Raw genomic sequence first — 17,905 nt, forward strand, 5'->3', positions numbered from 1 at the left:
GGACCGGACACGACCAGCACCACACACGCAGCAGCCGCCTCGAACACCTCGCCTACCGGCTCACGGCCTGACCCCGGAATTGCGCAGCAGAGTCACCCGCGCGCTCAAAGCCACCCACGCTGAACTCCTCGAACGCCTCCTGCCACGACCCCGCCGCCGGGCCAACCCCCGCGTCATCAAACGCAAAGTCGCCAGCCGGCCCCTCAAACGCGCCGTCCACCGGGCAGCAGATCGCCCACCCGCCGCGGCCACCACCCTCGTTGGCGCCACCAAACCCAAACAGGTCAAGAGAACACCAAAGCCCTAAGTTACCGGTATTGAGGTTAGCCCCACGAGCTTGTCATCGAGAGTCTGTTCAGTGACCTTCAGCGGGCCCCCGAACTGCCCCATCAGACGGTCGACGATCCGCTTCTCCAGCGCGTCCAGGTTATCGGGGAGATTCGGCGGCCGCGCCTCCAGATCGTCGACGCGTTTTCAAGGGTCTGGTTCGCCCGGCGCACGACGAGCGCGATGGATGCCGAGGCAGCGACGCCCGCCGATGCGTACACGGTGCCGGGGCGACGGAGGTAGTCCGAGAGGCGCACCGTGGATGTCGTGAACGGTCCAAACGGTCCATACGGTCCATACGAGTCCGCCAAGTTCTAGAAGGGCGGCGACGACGTTGAGGGGCACAGCGGCGACGTCATGCGGGGGAGGGCTAACCCAGCACTCCCGTCAGTGCAGTGCGTCGATGGCCTTCACGATCAGGGCCCGCGCCTCGGCGCGTACATGGCCATGGAGCACAGCCGCTCGAACGTCTCCAGGTACTGGGCGATCTCACCGGCGCGGCGCTCGCACAGGCAGCATGATGCTCGTTCGGACACACGCTCCACGGGGGAACATCCATGCGTATCCGTACGACTGTCACCGCCGCCCTGCTGCTCGCCGCGACCGCGACGGCCTGCGCCGGCGGTGGCGCGGACGCGACCGGCGCCAAGGCGTCCCGCCCGTCGGCCGCCGCCGAGGCCCTCACGCTCGGCTCCGGCCGGCACTGGAAGGACATCGACGGCGACGGCAGTTACATCAGCGCCACGACGACCGCCGTCAGCTACACCCAGCCCGCCAGGGGCGTGAACCTCCCCCGCTACCTCGCCGACATCCCCGACCCGGAGTGGGCGGTGCTGGAGGTGAAGACCTGCGCCGACGCCGCCAGCACCAACGTCATCGTCGCGCAGTCCCCCTGGACCCTCCGGCTCAAGGACGGCACCGAGGTCAAGCCGCTGGGGCTCGGCGGACACGGCATACCGGCGCCGACCTATCCCGTCTCGGGCGAAGCCGTGCGACCGGGTGACTGCCTGCGCGGGAAGATCACGTTCAGTGTGCCCAAGGGCAGCCGTCCTGAGCGGATCGTCTACGACGTCCGGCGCCGGCCCGCCGTCACCTGGTCCGTGCCCCGGGCGTAACCGATGTGCGAGGGCCGGACGGTGCGCCTACCGTAGCTGCATGGGTGATGCGGTGGAACTGGAGGTGGCCGGCCGGACCGTACGGCTGTCCAGCCCCGGCAAGGTGTTCTTCCCGGAGCGCGGTTTCACCAAGCTGGACGTGGCCCGCTACTACGCGGCCGTGGCCCCCGGCATCCTGCGCGCCCTGCGCGACCGCCCCACCACGCTCCAGCGCTACCCGGACGGCATTGAGGGCGAGTGGTTCTACCAGAAGCGCGCGCCCAAGGGCATGCCCGACTGGATCCCCACCGCCCACATCACCTTTCCCAGCGGCCGCACCGCCGACGAGATGTGTCCCACGGAGGAGGCCGCCGTGGTGTGGGCCGCCCAGTACGGCACCCTCACCTTCCACCCCTGGCCGGTGCGCCGCGCCGATGTGGACAGTCCCGACGAACTCCGTATCGACCTTGATCCGCAGCCCGGCACCGACTTCGCCGACGCCGTCCGCGCCGCCCACGAACTGCGCGCTGTCCTCGACGAGTTCGGCGGGCTGCGGGGCTGGCCCAAGACCTCGGGCGGCCGTGGGCTGCATGTCTTCGTGCCCATCGAACCCCGCTGGACCTTCACCCAGGTCCGGCGCGCCGCGATCGCCGTGGGCCGTGAACTGGAACGCCGGATGCCGGACCAGGTGACGATCAGGTGGTGGAAGGAGGAGCGTGGCGAGCGCATCTTCGTCGACTACAACCAGACCGCCCGGGACCGCACCATCGCCTCCGCCTACTCTCTGCGGCCCCGCCCGAACGCCCCGGTCTCCGCCCCCCTGCGCTGGGAGGAGGTCGACGAGGTGCAGCCGGGCGACTTCGACCTCGCCACGATGCCGGCCCGCTTCGCCGAAGTCGGCGATGTGCACGCCGACATGGACGACCACGCCTACTCACTCGACGCACTCCTGGAACTCGCCCGCCGCGACGAACACGAGCACGGCCTCGGCGACCTGCCGTATCCGCCCGAGTACCCCAAGATGCCGGGCGAGCCCAAACGCGTCCAGCCGAGCCGCGCCCGGCCCGAACAGCCCTCCTGACGACAGTACTTGGCGCGGATGCCCGATCCGCCGACGGGCTGCCACACCCCCGAGAGCGCTCCCGGCGCCCCTGCCACCCGGGGCTATGCTGATCGCCAGCCGCCGACGAGGAGGGCCGTGGTGTCCGAGGCAGTGTCGCGCCCCACACTGGAGGCCGTGGCCGCGCGGGCCGGGGTGTCCCGGGCCACCGTGTCACGGGTGGTCAACGGCGGCGACGGGGTGCGCGAACCCCTCGTCGAGCGGGTCCGGAAAGCGGTCGAGGAACTCGGGTACGTCCCCAACCAGGCGGCCCGCAGCCTGGTCACCAAACGGCACGACGCGGTCGCCGTCGTCATCGCCGAACCCGAGGCCCGGATCTTCACCGACCCCTTCTTCGCCCTCCAGCTACGTGGTATCAGCAAGGAGCTGACCACCCACGACAACCAGCTCGTGCTGCTGCTCACCGAGGGGCGGGACGACCACGCCCGCGTGGCCCGCTATCTCGCCGGCGGCCATGTCGACGGCGCGCTCGTCTTCTCACTTCATCTCGACGACCCGCTGCCCGGACTGATCGAGGGCGCCGGAGTCCCGACCGTGTTCGGCGGCCGGCCCGGCTGGAGCGATGGCACGGACAGCGCCGTGTACGTCGACTGCGACAACCGCGGCGGCGCCCAGGACGCCGTACGGCATCTCGCCGGCCTGGGCCGGACCCGGATCGCCCATATCACCGGGCCCCTGGATCAGACGTCGGCCGCCGACCGCCTCCAGGGCTATCGCGACGTCATGGACGTCCTGGGGAAGGCCGATCCACGGCTGGTCGTGCCCAGCGACTTCACCCCGGCCGGCGGCGAGCGCGCCATGGGCGAACTCCTCGACCGCTGCCCGGACCTCGACGCCGTGTTCGCGGCCAACGACCTCACCGCGATCGGCGCCCTGCGTGTCCTGCGCGAGCGCGGCCGCAGGGTGCCTGAGGACGTGGCCGTGATCGGCTTCGACGATGTGCTGCCCGTCACCGAGGAGACCGAGCCGTCGCTGACGACGGTTCGTCAGGACATCGAGGAGATGGGCCGGTTGATGGCCCGGCTCCTGCTGGGCTCCCTGCCCCGGGGCAAGCCGGTGACCGGCACGCCGTCCAGCGTCATCCTGCCCACGACACTGGTACGACGCGCCACGGCTTAGGGGGTGCCCGGTGGATCATGCCGGGCAGTGGGGTCTGGCACGCGCTCCCCCAGAGGGGGGACCCCCAGCCGTGTTGTCGTCACTCGCCGACGTCGGCCAGTCTTCGGCCGGGGGTGCCCCCATCGCGTCCCCCGCCGCGATGGGGGTGGCCCGCGCGAGCCTGTTCGAGCGTGGGGGAGGCTGATCGTCCGGGGCTCCGCCGCCTTGCAACTGCACGCACCAGACCCCGCTCGGCTCGGCCACAAGGCGCCGTTTCTCACAGCCGACCTGATCCGCCGGACATCCCCTGGCCCGTCTCCGCCTCAGCTCTGCTGCTCGCTCCTGATCACCGCGAAGCGGGCGCCGTACGGGTCGGCCAGCTTGGCCATGCGGCCCACACCCTCCAGCGTGGTCGCGGGCATCCGCACCTTGCCACCGGTCTGCTGCGCCTTCTCCACCACCGCGTCCGGGTCCTCGACCTCGAAGTACGGCAGCCAGTACGCGCCGACCTGCGCCTCGGCCGGGTCCTCGGCCAGCGGGACCACCCCGCCGAAGACCGAGTCGTCGTCGCCGTCCGCCGGGTTGACACAGGTGTAGGTGCCGCCGGGGTAGGGCACTCCGGAGGTCTCCAGGCCGAGCACCTTGTGGTAGAAAGCAGCGGCCGCCGCGATGTCCGGGGTGTACAGCTCGACCCAGCACAGCGAACCCGGATCGCCCGCCACCTCCACGCCCTTGGTCAGCCCGGGCTGCCAGATACCGAAGGGCACGCCCGCCTGGTCGGTGAGGATCGCCATATGGCCCCGGCCCATCACGTCCATCGGCTGGGCGAGGACGCTGCCGTGCGCCTGCTCGGCGGTCTTGGCGGTGGCCTGCGCGTCTTCGCTCTGAAAGTACACGGTCCAGGACGGCGGCCCCTGTTCGGGAGTGGTCTGCATACCGCCGGCGACCGTCCTGCCGTCCAGCTGGAAGAAGCCGTAACCGCCGGCTTCGGGTCCCGCCGACTGGAACTGCCAGCCGAAGAGACCGTTGTAGAAGGAGACAGCGCCGTCGATCTCGGGGGTGCCGAGGTCGATCCAGTTGGGAGCGCCGTTGACAAAACGGGTGGTGAGCATCATCGCCCTCCTCGGAAGGGTCCCGTTCATTGCACAGCCGAGTCTTCCACCGCCCACTGACAATCGCTGCCGGAGCGCGCCCACCGGAACCCGGTTACCGTGGGTCACTTGACGCACTCGGCGAGTTTTGAATCCGTTGCGCGCGCCGCCGTGCGCAGGCGTGTTGCCGTCGCGCATCATCGAGGCTGCGGTGGTCCGTCGCGCCTGCGTTGAGCGGGCGTTGATCGAACGTTTTTCGCCGCACGGCACGATCCTGGCCATGCACTTCGACACCACCATCCCGCCCCGCTCGCCCGTCCCGGTCTGGCATGCGCAGGCGTTGTGCGCGCAGACCGGGGCGGACTTCTTCTTCCCCGAGCCCGGCAGCTCGGTGCGCGAGGCGAAGCGCATCTGCGGTATGTGCGAGATGCGTTCGGCCTGCCTGGAGTACGCGCTGGACAACGACGAACGCTTCGGCGTCTGGGGCGGACTGTCCGAGAAGGAGCGACTGGAACTCCGGCGCGCCTCCCGCTGAACCACGGCCGCCCCGGAGAAGCCGAACCACGGCCGCCCCGGAGGAGCCGAACCACGGCCGCCACGGAAAATGTGTGCGGTCCCTCGCCCGGCCCGGCTACGATCCCGGGACGCGGCCGGACGTAGCGCAGAGGCAGTCGCACCGCCCTGCCCGGGCGAACACGCCGGTTCGAATCCGGCCGTCTCGGGCCGCGTGACGAGGTCCTGTAGAGCAGAGGCAGACTCGCCGCCTTTGCAAGGCGGATACGCCGGTTCGAATCCGGCCGGGACCACGGTACGGCGGGCACGGAGCGGCGGGACGGATGAGCGAGGTGATCACCGAGGCGGAACTGGCGGCTTTCCACGACGTGGTGGGGAAACTGCGGGCCCTGCCCGTCGACGACCCGGTGCGGCTGCGCGCCGAGCAGGTCGCCGCCTCCTTCGCCCGCGACGGACGGCTGCGCCGCCGCAAGACCCGCGGCACCGAGCTGTCGTCGGCCGACGCCTCGGTGATGGCCGCGACCGCGACCGGCGCCCTGGACCGCCGCGAGGACGCGCCACTGGCCGTGCCCGGCGCCGGGGGCGTCTTCCGCAAACCGCGCACCTGTTACGTCTGCAAGTCGCCCTACCGACAGGTCGACGCCTTCTACCACCGGCTCTGCCCCGGCTGCGCCGCCGACAACACCGCCCGCCGCTCCCTGAGCACCGACCTGAGCGGCCGCAAGGTGCTGCTGACCGGCGGCCGGGTGAAGATCGGCTTCCAGCTGGCGCTGATGATGCTGCGCGACGGCGCCGAAGTCCTGGTCACCTCCCGTTTCCCGCACGACACCGTGCGCCGCTTCGAAGCCGTCCCCGGCAGCGCGAAGTGGCGGGACCGGCTGGCCGTGCTCGCCGTCGACCTGCGCGATCCGCGCCAAGTGCTCGGCCTGTGCCAGGAGTTGCGGCAGGAGGGCGAGCCGCTGGACATCCTTGTCAACAACGCCGCCCAGACCGTGCGCAGACCACCCGAGTCGTATGCCCTGCTGGCCTCAGGCGAGCGCACCGCGCTGCCTCCGGGCACCCGGCGGGCCCCCGGATTCACGCCGCTGCGGATGCCGGCGGACGGAGCCGCGTCCCTGCCCGTCGCGCTGCGGGAGGCCGACGAGGCGGGGCTGCTGCCCGACCCCTCGCCGGAGAACTCCTGGTCGGCCCGGCTCGGCGACCTCGACCCGGCCGAGGTCCTGGAGACCCAGCTCGTCAACGCCCTCGCCCCGGCCCTGCTGTGCGACCGGCTGTTGCCGCTGCTGCTGGCCTCTCCGCACCCGCGCCGGTACGTGGTCAACGTGACCGCCGTCGAGGGCCGGTTCGCCGTCCGCAACAAGATGGCGGGCCATCCACACACCAACATGGCCAAGGCCGCCCTCAACATGCTCACCCGCACCAGCGCCGCCGAACTCGCCGAGCGGGGCGTCCACATGTGCGCCGTCGACACCGGATGGATCACCGACGAGAACCCGGTCCCGAAGAAGGCCCGGATGGCGGACGCCGGCTTCCGCACCCCCCTCGACGTCGTCGACGGGGCGGCCCGCGTCTACGACCCGATCGTGCGCGGCGAGGCCGGCGACCCGGTGTCCGGGGTGTTCCTGAAGGACTTCCGGGAGGCGGCGTGGTGAGCGAGAAGCCGACGTTCGCCGGGGTACCACATGTCCGGCCGCGGCCGGCCGCCGAACTCGCCCCGCTGCTCGACTGGTTGCGGGCCGGGCGCCCGGCGGGGGAGCGGCTGGACTTCACGGCCGGCACCGCTCTGCCGGACGGCCGCCTCGACCTGTGCAAGCAGGGCGTCGGCGCTGCGGGCGCCGCCCTGATCGCCGAGGCCCTGGGCGAGGGCCCCGCTCCGGTACGGCATCTGCTGCTCGGCACGGACGCGCTCGGTGACGAGGGCGCCGCCGCGGTGGCCGGGTCCGGCGCCGGGGTCGAGACGCTCTACCTCGGCTGCAACGGCATCACGGCGGGCGGCGCCTGCCGGATCGCCGACCAACTGCGCGCCTCGCCCCAGGTCGTCACCGGCGTCTGGCTGAAGCGGAACCCGCTGGGCAGCGGGGGCGGGCGGGCCGCCGCCGAACTCATCGAGTCCGCCCGCTCCCTGCGCACCCTCGACCTCGTCCAGACCGGGCTGGACCCGGCCGGCGCGGCGGTGCTGGCCGACGCGCTGCTGGTGGCCGCCGACGGCGGGCGCCGGATCGAACGGCTCTTCGTCGGCGGCAACCCGCTCGGCGAGGCCGGTGCTCGGGCACTGGCCGCCGTCGTCGCCGCAGGCGCGGTCGACGAACTGTACGTGTCCGCGGCCCGGTTGGGCGACGCGGGTGCGCTGCTGCTGGCCGACGCCCTGGACCGAGCCCCTTACGGGCGTCTCACCCGGCTCTCCGCCGCCAGCAACGGCGTCGGTCCCTCGGCCGCCGCCCGCCTGGTGACTGCGTCGGCCTCGGCCGGGGTCACCCTGCTCGACCTCGGGCGGGTCCGCGCGGCCGCCGTCCTTGCGGCGCCGGACAACCGGCTGGACCTGGCCGCCGCCGACACCATCGGGCAGGCCCTCGCCGGCGCCGAGCACCGCCTCGCCCATCTCGTCCTGACCCACACCGGCATACGCAGCCGCGAGGCCCACCGCCTCCTCGACCACGCGGCCCGCGCCGGCACGGCCACCCGCTACCGCCTCGGCGCCGGCATCGCCGCCAGTGTCAAACGCCGCCTGGACGACCTCAGCGCCCACATCCCGGCCCCGACAGTCCCGGCCGACGTGGCCGCCGTACGCAGTGTGCACCGGACGGCAGCACCGGAGGGCTGACCCTCAGCTTCCGCGCACCTCCCTGAACTAAGTGGTCGCCTCCGGAGGTCCTTCGGGGGTCACCTCCGGAGGCGGGCGTCGTGCGGGGCTGGTCAGATGTCGGGGGCGGCGAGGTGGAGGGAGGAGGCGCAGTCCAGGGCGTGCTGCCTCCGGCGCCTGGTCCTCAGACGGGGCGCTTGGCCATGACGACCACGCCCGGCCCGCTCCACTCATCCGCGGGGAGCCGGAGTTCGGCGACCGGGTGCAGTCCGGCCTGCTCGATCAGGTCCACGAGCTGCTCCGGCCGCCACTTGTGCGTGGTCCAACGAACGGGCACTCCTCCGTATGCCTCGGTGCGCAGCACGTCCTCGTCGCCGACGTGTGTGCCGGCGATGAGGTGCCCGCCCGGCTTCAGGGCGTGCGCGAAATGGGCGAGGACCTGGGGAAGGACATCACGGGGGAGGTTGAACAGTGACCACCACCCGAGCACGCCGCCGAGGGAGGCTTCACCGAGGTTGAGCTCGGTGGCGGAGGCGACGCTGAAGCGGCATTGCGGATGTAGACGGCGCGCGTTCTCGATCATGCGGGGAGAGAGGTCCACCCCGGATACGTCGAGTCCGCGTTCGGCGAGGTAGCCGGTCACCGTGCCGGGTCCGCAGCCGACGTCGAGGACGGGTCCGAGCTCGCCCACGGTGTCGGCGAAGGCGTCAATCGACGCCTTGAGCCATGGATGGCGGCGGATGTCGCCCATGCCCGTTGTCGCCACCATGTGGGCGTAGTTGTCGGCCACATGGTCATAGGACTCACGGACGACGTCGAGATCGGCTGGGCGGTCTATTTGGTGTGCGCGCATCAGCCAACAATAGGACGGTGGCCTTGTTGAATCCGGTGGTGCGGGTATGCCGGTCACCCTGCCCGGCATGGGCCCGGCAGACTGCGGCCCCGGTGATCCACTTCTCCCGATCGGCCTGCCTGTCATGCCTGTTGCCCTCGCCCGTCCGATCGCCCTGACCAACGCCGAACGTGAGCGGTTGAAGAAGGCGGCCTACGGTCACAAGACCGCATACCAGGCCCGGCAGCGGGCCGCGATCGTGCCGCACGCGGCCCGCGGGCGCCCCAACGCGCACATCGCCCGCGAGACGGGCCTGCACCTGGACACCGTGCGGACCTGGCGAAACCGCTTCGCCGACGGCCGGCTGCCAGCCTGGCCGACCGCAGGCGCTCGGGGCGCCCGGCCCGTTTCACTCCCGGTCAGGTCGCCGAGGCCAAGGCCCTGGCCTGCCAGCTCCCGGCCGAGACCGGGGTCCCGTTGTCGCGCTGGTCTTGCTCTGAGCCGGCTGCAGAGCTGACCGCGCGCCAGATCACCGACAGCATCTCCGCGTCCACGGTGCGCCGCTGGTTGCGCCAGGACGCGCTCAGGCCCTGGCAGTACCGGCCTTGGATCTCCATCCGCGACCCGGACTTCCGCGCCAAGGCCCAGCGGGCCCTGGACCTGTACGCCCGCACCTTCGAAGGAGAACCCCTCGGCGCGGACGAGTACGTAGTATCCAGCGACGAGAAGACCTCGATCCAGGCCCGCTGCCGCTGCCACCCGACCCTGGCCCCGGGCCACGCCAGGGCGATGCGCGTCAACCACACCTACGGACGCGGCGGCGCGCTGGCCTACCTGGCCGCCTACGACGTCCACCAAGCCCGAGCGCTCGGCCGCTGCGAACCGCGCACCGGCATCGAGCCGTTCATGAGCCTGGTCATCCAGGTCATGACACAGGAACCCTACGCCAGCGCCAGGCGCGTCTTCAGGGTCGTCGACAACGGTTCCTCCCACCGCGGCAAGAGGGCCGCCGACCGGCTGACGGCCGCGTTCCCGAACGCCGTCATGGTCCACCCCCCGTGCACGCCTCCTGGTTGAACCAGGTGGAGATCTACTTCTCCGTCGTCCAGCGCAAGGTCGTCCAACCCAACGACTTCCCCGACCTGACCCAGGTCGGGGACCGGCCCCGAGCAATCGCCGCGCTGGCAGCCTGATCAACCCCCGAAGGACTTCCGGAACGGACCACCAAGATCTGCCGCAAGGGCGGGGCCGTAGCGCAGAGGCAGGCGCACTGGTCTCCAAAACCGGAACACGCCGGTTCGAATCCGGCCGCCCCGCCCCCTGGAAGGCCTCTGGACGGTCGCCAGCAGGGCGTCCAACCAGTCGAAGACCAGCTGTTCGAAGAGCGCGCGGCCCATCGGCTCGCAGCGCAGCTGCGCGCCCTCCGCCGCCGTGAAGCGGACCAGCTGCCGTGGGCCCGGCAGCGCGTCGTAGAGCCGCTGCGAGGCGCCCGGCCAGAAGTGCTCCCCCTCCGGGTCGGTGATCAGCAGCGGGGTGCTGATCCGGTCGGCGACCGGTGTGATGACATGATCCGGGAGCAGCCGCTGCCGTTTCCGGCGATCAGCGTGGGCCGCGGGCCGTCGGCGCCGGGCGGGCCGAGCAGGTAGCCGGGGAGGAAGTCGCCCTCGTACGGGCTCGCCACCCGCTCCGTCGGCGGGTTCCAGGAGCTCAGGACGCGGTCGAAGCAGTCCCGGTGCCGCGGGAACACCTCGCGCAGCCGCGGCTCGGGATCCGCGCAGGCGTCCACCGCCACCAGTGCGGTGCCGAAGTACCCGGCGCCCGCAGGTAAGTACGCGTCACGGGCGGAGACCGTACGCCCTTCGGCCGCGCTCAGGACGGCCTGCTCGCGGACCCCGTCCGCCAGCCCGGACCAGGCCCGGAACCAGGTTTCCCGTCGCCGTCCGCCGTCGCGGCCACGGTGGCCATGACCTCGTCCACGTCGGCCCTGGCAGGGCACCGCACACCGGAGAGCATGCGGACGGCCCCCTCGCACGGCAGGCTGGTAGGAGAGCGACGTGGTGATGGGAGGAGCTCCCATGGGACACACGGAACAGCGGACCGCAGTCAGAACCCGGGCCGAGAAGCCCGCCGGCACCGGGAGCGTCTTCCTCTCCTTCGGCCCGTGGATCATCTTCGGCGTCGTCGCGAGCCCCAGCACCTGGGAGTACGCGGCGCTGGCGGCCCTGGTCGCCGCGGTCGTCCTGTCCGGCAAGGACATGCTCCGGGGCCGGTTCTTCCTGCTCGACATGGTCGCCATCGTGTTCTTCGCCGTGCTCTGCGTCCTCGCCCTCGCCGTGGACCGCCATGAGCTGATCTGGCTGGAGACGTACGCACAGGTCATCTCCAACGCGGTCGTGGCCGTCGTGGCGCTCGGCTCTCTGCTGTCCGACCCCTTCACCGCCCAGTACGCTCGCCACTCGGTACCGCGCGAGTTCTGGGGCTCGCCCGTCTTCAAACACGTCAACGTGGTGCTGACCGCGGCCTGGGGCGTGGTCTTCGCACTGATGGCCCTGTCCACCTGGCTGGCCATCAGGCTGCCCGGGCAGAGCGACTGGTTCAACTGGGTCATCCCCGTCGCCCTGCTTGTTTGGGTGGTGAAGTTCACCGAACGCCATCCGGAGCGGTACAAGGAGCGGGCAGCGGCTTAGCTAGGCGATGGCCCCCGCGGTGACGACCAGTTCCTCGGTCGTGCCGTGGAAGGTCTGGAGCAGCTGCGTCAGTGCCGCCCAGGCCTCCTCGCGGGTGCCCAGGTGGTCCCGGACGAGCGGGCGCAGCGCGTTCTCGGCCTCGGCGATCCGGCGCGGGAACATCATATGTCCCAGGGAGAGCACCTTCAGCACGTCCAGGGCGGGTCCGTGGCCCACGGCGTACTCGGCGGGGTCCGTCATGATCCCGGCCTGGCGGACGCGGAAGTCGAACTTGCGGTGCGCGCCGAACTGGGCGCGCAGTGAGGGCGGGCAGTCCGCGCGGATGGCCAGCGCCCAACGGACGTAGCCCGGAAGAGAGTTCTCGCGGTCGGCCTCCGCGACCGTCTGCCAGTGCTCGCGCCGGTAGACCATGGAGGTGGCCTCCCGCGCGGCGGCCATGGTGGTCGACTCGCGCAGGGCCGGCACCAGTCCGAGGCGGGCGACCCGGTCCGGGACCGGCGGTTCCCGGTAGGTGTCGCGCAGGACCGGGTCGACCTCCACGGCGAGCAACCGGCCCGGGCTGAAGGGCACTCCGTCGAGAATCGCCCGGCGCAGCGCCGTGTCCTGGTCCGGGAGGAGGCGCCAGACGACGGCGTTGAGATCGGGGTCGTCCTCCTGGAGCATCCACAGCACCACCGAGGACGGCAACGCCGACAGCTCCCACGGGAGCCGGCGCCGGGCCTCCCGGAGGTCCTCCGGCGCCGGCCGGGGCAGCCCGGCACGCGCGCGTACCCGGTCGGCGTCCCAGGAGTCGATCAGGTCCAGCAGGAAGCCGACCGCCCGGCCGGAGGTGGTGTCAGCAGGCATGCGCGCATGATGCCGCAGGCCGCCGACAGAGCGCACCGGTAAATCCGCGCGCCCGTCGGTCGTGGGTTCACGCGCCGGCGCGCGCCGCCATCCGCGCCTTGCGGGCGGCCAGCTTCTCGTCGAACTTCAGAGCCTCGGCGTCCAGCCCACCCATGAACAGGCCGAGTTCCTCCTGTGCCTGCAGGCCCTCCGGGCCGAGCCCGTCGATCTCCAGGACCTTCAGGTGGCGCAGCACCGGCTGGATCACGTCGTCGTGGTGGATGCGCAGGTTGTAGACCTCACCGATGGCCATCTGGGCGGCGGCCCGCTCGAAACCGGGGATACCGTGGCCCGGCATACGGAAGTTGACGACGACGTCCCGGACGGCCTGCATGGTCAGGTCGGGGGCGAGTTCGAAGGCGGCCTTCAGGAGGTTGCGGTAGAAGACCATGTGCAGGTTCTCGTCGGTGGCGATGCGGGCCAGCATGCGGTCGCAGACCGGGTCGCCGGACTGGTGACCGGTGTTGCGGTGCGAGATGCGGGTCGCGAGCTCCTGGAAGGCGACATAGGCGACCGAGTGCAGCATCGAGTGCCGGTTGTCCGACTCGAAGCCCTCGCTCATGTGGGACATCCGGAACTGCTCCAGCTTGTCCGGGTCGACGGCGCGCGAGGCGAGCAGATAGTCGCGCATCACGATGCCGTGCCGGCCCTCCTCGGCGGTCCAGCGGTGCACCCAGGTGCCCCAGGCACCCTCCCGGCCGAACAGGGAGGCGATCTCGTGGTGGTAGCTGGGCAGGTTGTCCTCGGTGAGCAGGTTCACCACCAGGGCGATCCGGCCGACCTCGGTGACCTTGGACTGCTCCTTGCCCCAGGCCTCGCCGTCCTCGAAGAAGCCGGGGAAGTTACGGGCGTCGGACCACGGCACGTACTCGTGCGGCATCCAGTCCTTGGCGACCTTCAGATGGCGGTCCAGCTCCTTCTCGACCACTTCCTCCAGGGCGTACAGCAGCCGCGCGTCGGTCCATGCGGATGAGCTGCCGAGATGGGGAGAAGTGATCGTCACGAGAACTCCAGGGGGACGCCGAACAAGAGCGAATGAACAAGAGAGGACCGGCGAGCGGTGCCGGGAACCTACGTGATCGTAGGCTACGAATCCGTAGGTTACGAAGCCGTAGGTTAAGCGCGCCGTAAAAGACTGCTGATCAGGTGTTGCGCCCCGGGCGAATCGGGACATGCCAAACGGTCCCGGGGTCCGCAGGTCCGGAGACTGGAGGGGCGAATCGATCACCTGGTCAGACGTACAGCTCCCGCAGCCGCACCGAGAGGCACGTCACACATCCCTCGAGCTTCTCGAACTCGGAGATGTCCACCGTGACGATGTCATGGCCGAGGTCGGCCAGCAGTTCCGCCGTCTTCGGGGCGCTAGCCGACATCAGCAACTTGTCGCCGCCCAGCAGCACCACATGGGCGCCCGCCTCCTCGGGCACCGCCAGGAAGCCCGGGAACAACGAGGGCCGGTCCACGTTCGGGATGTGCCCCAGAATCGTTCCGTCGGGCAGCGCGGTCACCGCCGACTTCAGATGCAGGACCTTGCTCACCGGCACGGCGACCAGACGCGCGCCGAGCGGCTCGAACGCGGCCCGCAGCTGCTGCACCCCGGCCGCGTTGGTGCGCCCGCCGCGGCCGACGTAGACGGTGTCGCCGACCTTGAGGACGTCACCGCCGTCCAGAGTGCCGGGCTCCCAGACCCAGTTCACCGAGCAACCGAGGCGGGCCACCGCCTCCTCGACCCCGGCGGTCTCCTCGCGCCGGGACTCGGCGCCGGGCCGGGTGATCAGCGCCACGTTCCGGTACATGACGACGGTGTCCTCGACGAAGACCGAGTCCGGGCAGTCGTCCTCCGGATCGACCTCGATGGTCTCCCAGCCGTGCGCGCGCAGTGTCCCGGCGTACGCCTCCCACTGGTCCTGGGCGAGCTCGACGTCGACCTTCTCCCGCTCGATGTGCGTCACCAGACCTTCGGCGAGGCGCGGGCTGGGGCGGCGGATGAGGGCCTTCTTGCTGGGCACGGCGGGTCTCCGGGTTCGGCGGTTCGGTCCGGCGCCCATTGTGGGGGCGCCGGACCGCCATCATGCAGGGCGGGTCCGTGTCGACATAACCCCCGTCGTCAGGCTGTGCCCCTCCTGAGACGCGCCACCTCCTCCGGTGTGGTGCCCGTCAGCTCCCCGTCCGCCATCAGCAACCAGCGGGTGATCCCGATCGTTTCCAGGAACGGCAGATCGTGACTGGCCACGATCAGAGCGCCCTTGTACGACTCCAGGGCCGTGGTGAGCTGCCGTACGCTCGCCATGTCGAGGTTGTTCGTCGGCTCGTCCAGCATCAGCAGCTGCGGGGCGGGCTCGGCCAGCAGCAGCGCGGCCAGCGCCGCCCGGAAGCGTTCGCCGCCGGAGAGCGTGGCCGCCCGCTGGTCGGCGCGGGCGCCCCGGAACAGGAAGCGGGCCAGCCGGGCCCGGATCCGGTTGTTGGTGACGCCCGGGGCGAACCGGGCCACGTTCTCGGCCACGGTCAGCTCCCCGTCGAGCACGTCAAGCCGCTGCGGCAGGAAGCGGAGCGGCACATGCGCGTACGCCTCGCCCGCGACCGGCTCCAGCTCCCCGGCGATCGTCCGCAACAGCGTCGTCTTGCCCGCTCCGTTGCGCCCGATCAGCGCGATCCGCTCAGGACCCCGCAGATCGAGGATGCCCTGCACCCGCGCGCCGTGGGCCAGCTCCAGGTTCTGGAGCGTCAGCACGTTCCGGCCCGGCGGTACGGCCGTGTACGGCAGCTCGACACGGATCTCGTCGTCGTCCCGTACGGCCTCCACCGCGTCGTCGAGCCGTTCCCTGGCCTCGGCGAGCCGCTCCTCGTGCATGATGCGGTGCTTGCCCGCGGACTCCTGTGCCGTCCGTTTGCGCGCCCCCATGACGATCTTCGGCTCGCGTTTCTGCTCGTACATCTTCTGCCCGTACCGCTTGCGGCGGGCCAGTTTGACCTGGGCGTCGGACAGTTCGCGTTTCTGCTTGCGGACATCGGCCTCGGCGACCCGCACCATGCGCTCGGCCGCCTCCTGTTCGACGGCGAGAGCCTCCTCGTACGCCGAGAAGTTGCCGCCGTACCAGGTGACCTCCCCGGAGCGCAGGTCGGCGATCTGGTCGACCAGGTCGAGGAGCTCACGGTCGTGACTGACCACGATCAGCAGACCCGGCCAAGAGGCGACCGCCGCATACAGCCGCTTGCGCGCGTACAGGTCGAGGTTGTTGGTGGGCTCGTCGAGCAGCAGCACGTCCGGCCGGCCCAGGAGCAGCGCGGCCAGCCGCAGCAGCACCGACTCGCCGCCGGAGACCTCGCCCACGGTCCGGTCGAGTCCGATGTGGCCGAGCCCGAGCTCGCCGAGGGTGACCAGGGCGCGCTCCTCGACGTCCCAGTCGTCGCCGAGCGTCTCGAAGTGCGCCTCGGACGTGTCGCCCGCCTCGATGGCGTGCAGCGCGGCCCGACGGGCGGCGATGCCGAGCGCCTCGTCGACGCGCAGCGCGGTGTCGAGGGTGACGTTCTGCGGGAGGTAACCGACCTCGCCGGTCACCTTCACGGTGCCGTCGGACGGGGTGAGCTCACCGGCGATGAGCTTCAGAAGCGTTGATTTCCCTGATCCGTTGACGCCGACGAGACCGGTCCGGCCGGGACCTACGGCGACGTCGAGGCCGTCGAGGACGGAGGAGCCGTCGGGCCAGGAGAAGGACAGGGACGTACAGGTGATGGATGCAGACATGGGCGCCTCGCGGTTGCTTGCGGTGTCGGGGACAGACGCATGTCGAGACACCGCGAGACAGCAGCCGAGGGGCCGGGGAAAGATCCCGTGCCGGAGGACGGCTCGCACGCCGAGGTCGAACGCCACGGACACACCTCACGGGTGTGACGCGGTGTCTCGGATCCTCAGACGAGCAACGTCCTTCTCCAATCGACGGCAACAGAACCGTCGTACAACGTAGGAGAGCCCCAACGGGGTGTCAACGCAATTAATCACCAGCCCCCAGCCCACGCTCATGACGGATTCCTGCCAGTGTCCGCTCCGTCCGGGATGGTTGAGTCGTCCGCTTGACGAACCGGAACACCCTTCGGGAGCGCGCCCTCGCCTTCCACGCCCTGCACGTCCCGGGGCGTCCGCTCGTCCTCCCGAACGCCTGGGACGCGGTGAGTGCGCGGCTCACCGAGGACGCGGGCGCCGCCGCCGTCGCGACCACCAGCGCCGGACTCGCCTGGGCCCTCGGCGCCGCCGACGGTGACCGGCTGGACCGGGACCGTGCGCTGGAGGCCGTCGCGCGCATCGCGGCCACGGTGCGGGTCCCGGTCAGTGCCGACGTGGAGAGCGGGTACGCCGAGGATCGGAGGGAGTCGCCGACACCGTCCGCGCGGTGCTCGCGGCGGGCGCGGTGGGCGTCAACATCGAGGACGCGTTGTATGGCGAGGAGGGGAGCGGGCCGCTGCGGTCGGTCTCGGGGCAGGCCGAGCGCATTGCCGTCGCCCGTGAGGCCGCCGACAAGGAGGGCGTGCCGCTGTTCGTGAACGCCCGGATCGACACTTTCCTGCGTGATGCCGGGGAGTGGACGCCACCCTGGAGCGGGCCGCCGCCTTCCGGGCCGCGGGCGCCGACGGGATCTTCGTCCCCGGGGCCGTCGACCCGGAAACGGTCAGGGCGCTCGTCGACGGTGTCGACGGGCCGCTCAACGTACTGGTGGGTCCGGGTGCGCCGACCGTCGCCGAACTGGCCGCCCTCGGCGTGGCCCGGGTGAGCGCCGGTTCCGGCCTGGCCGAGGCCGCGCACGCGGCCGTCCGCCGCGCCGCGCGGGAACTGCTGAACCGGGAACGTACGGGGCGCTGGCGGGCGGGCTCGACTACGGCGAGCTCAACACCCTGCTGGCGCGGTAGGGCGGCTCAGCGGGCGTCGCCCATCAGTTCGGCCAGGTCGTGGTCCAGGTCCAGCCGGAGGTGTTCGAGACCGGTGGGCACCAAGTCACCGGTCGCCTCCAGGAACCGGTGTATCTCGCCCGTGCGCACATGGACGACGGCGGTGCCCTCGGGGGCGTGGAACTCCAGCACGGTCCGGTCGTAGCCGTACGGCCGCACCCGGACGTCCCCCTTGCCCTCCGGGGCGTGCAGGCCGGCCGCGAGCAGCTCGCGGGAGAACGTCCAGCAGACGTCGACGCCCTCCAGGGTGGCCGGGGCCGGGAAGGTCATACGGACGGCGAAGGGGTCCTCGCTGTCGTAGCGCAGGCTGGCGGGAATGCTCGGCATGCGCGGCGACGCGGCGACCAGGCGGGCCTCTACGGGCTGCTCGATGACGGTTGACAACGCCTTGCTCCCTAGTGACGGCTGGACGAATTTCCGGGCGGGTAAGACCTGGCACTGGAAGAGACGACGGAAGCGGCCGATCCGTGCACACGAAGTGCGAGTGACCTCTGTCACCGGGCTCATTCACACCCGG

The 17,905-nt window shown here is 71.2% G+C and carries 17 protein-coding genes, 3 tRNA genes and 2 pseudogenes; 13 read left to right on the plus strand and 9 right to left on the minus strand.

Translation table 11 applies throughout. The features are described 5' to 3' along the window. Window positions 1–743: 743 nt before the first annotated feature. The gene (locus tag ABTY98_RS13560) at window positions 744–872 is read right to left on the minus strand and encodes a hypothetical protein (RefSeq protein WP_352221061.1); all 129 of its coding nucleotides are present in this window, start codon (window positions 870–872) and stop codon (window positions 744–746) included. Between the two features lie 12 nt (window positions 873–884). Between ABTY98_RS13560 and ABTY98_RS13570 the strand changes: the two genes are divergently transcribed. The 3 genes from ABTY98_RS13570 (at window position 885) to ABTY98_RS13580 (ending at window position 3,660) form a co-directional block, all read left to right on the plus strand. Beyond that, entirely contained in the window at window positions 885–1,442 is a 558-nt protein-coding gene (locus ABTY98_RS13570; RefSeq protein ID WP_352221062.1) for a hypothetical protein, read from the plus strand. 40 nt (window positions 1,443–1,482) lie between these two features. Continuing rightward, on the plus strand, window positions 1,483–2,502 hold the full coding sequence (gene ligD / locus ABTY98_RS13575; protein ID WP_352221063.1) for a non-homologous end-joining DNA ligase: 1,020 nt from the start codon (window positions 1,483–1,485) through the stop codon (window positions 2,500–2,502). A 120-nt stretch (window positions 2,503–2,622) separates the two neighbouring features. Continuing rightward, on the plus strand, window positions 2,623–3,660 hold the full coding sequence (locus tag ABTY98_RS13580) for a LacI family DNA-binding transcriptional regulator (protein WP_352221064.1): 1,038 nt from the start codon (window positions 2,623–2,625) through the stop codon (window positions 3,658–3,660). Between the two features lie 302 nt (window positions 3,661–3,962). Here the strand turns inward: ABTY98_RS13580 and ABTY98_RS13585 are convergent, their stop codons facing one another. Continuing rightward, window positions 3,963–4,751 (minus strand): VOC family protein, encoded by a 789-nt coding sequence (locus ABTY98_RS13585; protein ID WP_352221318.1) that lies wholly within the window; start codon window positions 4,749–4,751, stop codon window positions 3,963–3,965. A 220-nt stretch (window positions 4,752–4,971) separates the two neighbouring features. Here ABTY98_RS13585 and ABTY98_RS13590 point away from each other — a divergent pair, with 220 nt between their 5' ends. From ABTY98_RS13590 to ABTY98_RS13610, 5 genes are all read left to right on the plus strand, one after another. Then, window positions 4,972–5,265, plus strand: a complete 294-nt coding sequence (locus ABTY98_RS13590) for a WhiB family transcriptional regulator (protein ID WP_352221065.1) — start codon at window positions 4,972–4,974, stop codon at window positions 5,263–5,265. Window positions 5,266–5,380: 115 nt separating this feature from the next. Then, a tRNA-Gly gene (locus ABTY98_RS13595) sits at window positions 5,381–5,453 on the plus strand. A gap of 11 nt (window positions 5,454–5,464) precedes the next feature. Further along, window positions 5,465–5,536: transfer RNA gene (locus ABTY98_RS13600), tRNA-Ala, on the plus strand. Window positions 5,537–5,566: 30 nt separating this feature from the next. Beyond that, window positions 5,567–6,895 (plus strand): SDR family NAD(P)-dependent oxidoreductase, encoded by a 1,329-nt coding sequence (locus tag ABTY98_RS13605; RefSeq protein ID WP_352221066.1) that lies wholly within the window; start codon window positions 5,567–5,569, stop codon window positions 6,893–6,895. Next, entirely contained in the window at window positions 6,892–8,064 is a 1,173-nt protein-coding gene (locus tag ABTY98_RS13610) for a leucine-rich repeat domain-containing protein (protein ID WP_352221067.1), read from the plus strand. The genes ABTY98_RS13605 and ABTY98_RS13610 overlap by 4 nt, the downstream gene beginning before the upstream one ends. A gap of 163 nt (window positions 8,065–8,227) precedes the next feature. On the opposite strand, the gene ABTY98_RS13615 is transcribed toward ABTY98_RS13610, so the two are convergent. After that, window positions 8,228–8,896: a methyltransferase domain-containing protein gene (locus ABTY98_RS13615; protein ID WP_352221068.1), complete on the minus strand. Its 669-nt coding sequence runs from the start codon at window positions 8,894–8,896 to the stop codon at window positions 8,228–8,230. 124 nt (window positions 8,897–9,020) lie between these two features. Here ABTY98_RS13615 and ABTY98_RS13620 point away from each other — a divergent pair. From ABTY98_RS13620 to ABTY98_RS13630, 3 genes and pseudogenes are all read left to right on the plus strand, one after another. Further along, window positions 9,021–9,236 (plus strand): annotated as a pseudogene (locus tag ABTY98_RS13620) (helix-turn-helix domain-containing protein); the annotation flags it as partial. A gap of 11 nt (window positions 9,237–9,247) precedes the next feature. Next, entirely contained in the window at window positions 9,248–9,952 is a 705-nt protein-coding gene (locus ABTY98_RS13625; RefSeq protein ID WP_352221319.1) for a helix-turn-helix domain-containing protein, read from the plus strand. A gap of 165 nt (window positions 9,953–10,117) precedes the next feature. Next, a tRNA-Trp gene (locus tag ABTY98_RS13630) sits at window positions 10,118–10,193 on the plus strand. 204 nt (window positions 10,194–10,397) lie between these two features. Here ABTY98_RS13630 and ABTY98_RS13635 read toward each other — a convergent pair. Further along, window positions 10,398–10,661, minus strand: a complete 264-nt coding sequence (locus tag ABTY98_RS13635; protein WP_352221069.1) for a hypothetical protein — start codon at window positions 10,659–10,661, stop codon at window positions 10,398–10,400. A 289-nt stretch (window positions 10,662–10,950) separates the two neighbouring features. Here ABTY98_RS13635 and ABTY98_RS13640 point away from each other — a divergent pair, with 289 nt between their 5' ends. Next, window positions 10,951–11,562 (plus strand): hypothetical protein, encoded by a 612-nt coding sequence (locus ABTY98_RS13640; RefSeq protein ID WP_352221070.1) that lies wholly within the window; start codon window positions 10,951–10,953, stop codon window positions 11,560–11,562. Here ABTY98_RS13640 and ABTY98_RS13645 read toward each other — a convergent pair whose 3' ends face one another. The 4 genes from ABTY98_RS13645 to ABTY98_RS13660 all read right to left on the minus strand — a co-directional run bounded on the left by ABTY98_RS13645 (window position 11,563) and on the right by ABTY98_RS13660 (window position 16,192). Beyond that, window positions 11,563–12,408, minus strand: coding sequence for a hypothetical protein (locus ABTY98_RS13645; RefSeq protein ID WP_352221071.1), 846 nt, complete (start codon window positions 12,406–12,408; stop codon window positions 11,563–11,565). It abuts the gene before it with no gap. Between the two features lie 67 nt (window positions 12,409–12,475). Continuing rightward, window positions 12,476–13,450, minus strand: a complete 975-nt coding sequence (locus tag ABTY98_RS13650; protein WP_352221072.1) for an acyl-ACP desaturase — start codon at window positions 13,448–13,450, stop codon at window positions 12,476–12,478. Between the two features lie 229 nt (window positions 13,451–13,679). Further along, entirely contained in the window at window positions 13,680–14,456 is a 777-nt protein-coding gene (gene ddaH / locus ABTY98_RS13655) for a dimethylargininase (RefSeq protein WP_352221073.1), read from the minus strand. Window positions 14,457–14,554: 98 nt separating this feature from the next. Further along, on the minus strand, window positions 14,555–16,192 hold the full coding sequence (locus ABTY98_RS13660) for an ABC-F family ATP-binding cassette domain-containing protein (protein ID WP_352221074.1): 1,638 nt from the start codon (window positions 16,190–16,192) through the stop codon (window positions 14,555–14,557). Between the two features lie 326 nt (window positions 16,193–16,518). Between ABTY98_RS13660 and ABTY98_RS13665 the strand changes: the two are divergent. Continuing rightward, window positions 16,519–17,349 (plus strand): annotated as a pseudogene (locus ABTY98_RS13665) (isocitrate lyase/PEP mutase family protein). Between the two features lie 6 nt (window positions 17,350–17,355). On the opposite strand, the gene ssgD reads toward ABTY98_RS13665, so the two are convergent. After that, window positions 17,356–17,772, minus strand: a complete 417-nt coding sequence (gene ssgD / locus ABTY98_RS13670; RefSeq protein WP_352221075.1) for a spore wall synthesis regulator SsgD — start codon at window positions 17,770–17,772, stop codon at window positions 17,356–17,358. Between the last annotated feature and the right edge of the window lie 133 nt (window positions 17,773–17,905).

It is taken from the genome of Streptomyces sp. NPDC096040, assembly GCF_040303265.1.
Classification (GTDB): Bacteria; Actinomycetota; Actinomycetes; order Streptomycetales; family Streptomycetaceae; genus Streptomyces.

Coding starts and splice junctions, on each gene's coding strand:
- ABTY98_RS13660 (WP_352221074.1), bottom strand. CDS start 16,192: ATGTCTGCATCCATCACCTGTACGTCCCTGTCCTTCTCCTGGCCCGAC.
- ABTY98_RS13640 (WP_352221070.1), top strand. CDS start 10,951: ATGGGACACACGGAACAGCGGACCGCAGTCAGAACCCGGGCCGAGAAG.
- ligD (WP_352221063.1), top strand. CDS start 1,483: ATGGGTGATGCGGTGGAACTGGAGGTGGCCGGCCGGACCGTACGGCTG.
- ABTY98_RS13615 (WP_352221068.1), bottom strand. CDS start 8,896: ATGCGCGCACACCAAATAGACCGCCCAGCCGATCTCGACGTCGTCCGT.
- ABTY98_RS13645 (WP_352221071.1), bottom strand. CDS start 12,408: ATGCCTGCTGACACCACCTCCGGCCGGGCGGTCGGCTTCCTGCTGGAC.
- ABTY98_RS13570 (WP_352221062.1), top strand. CDS start 885: ATGCGTATCCGTACGACTGTCACCGCCGCCCTGCTGCTCGCCGCGACC.
- ABTY98_RS13585 (WP_352221318.1), bottom strand. CDS start 4,751: ATGCTCACCACCCGTTTTGTCAACGGCGCTCCCAACTGGATCGACCTC.
- ABTY98_RS13605 (WP_352221066.1), top strand. CDS start 5,567: ATGAGCGAGGTGATCACCGAGGCGGAACTGGCGGCTTTCCACGACGTG.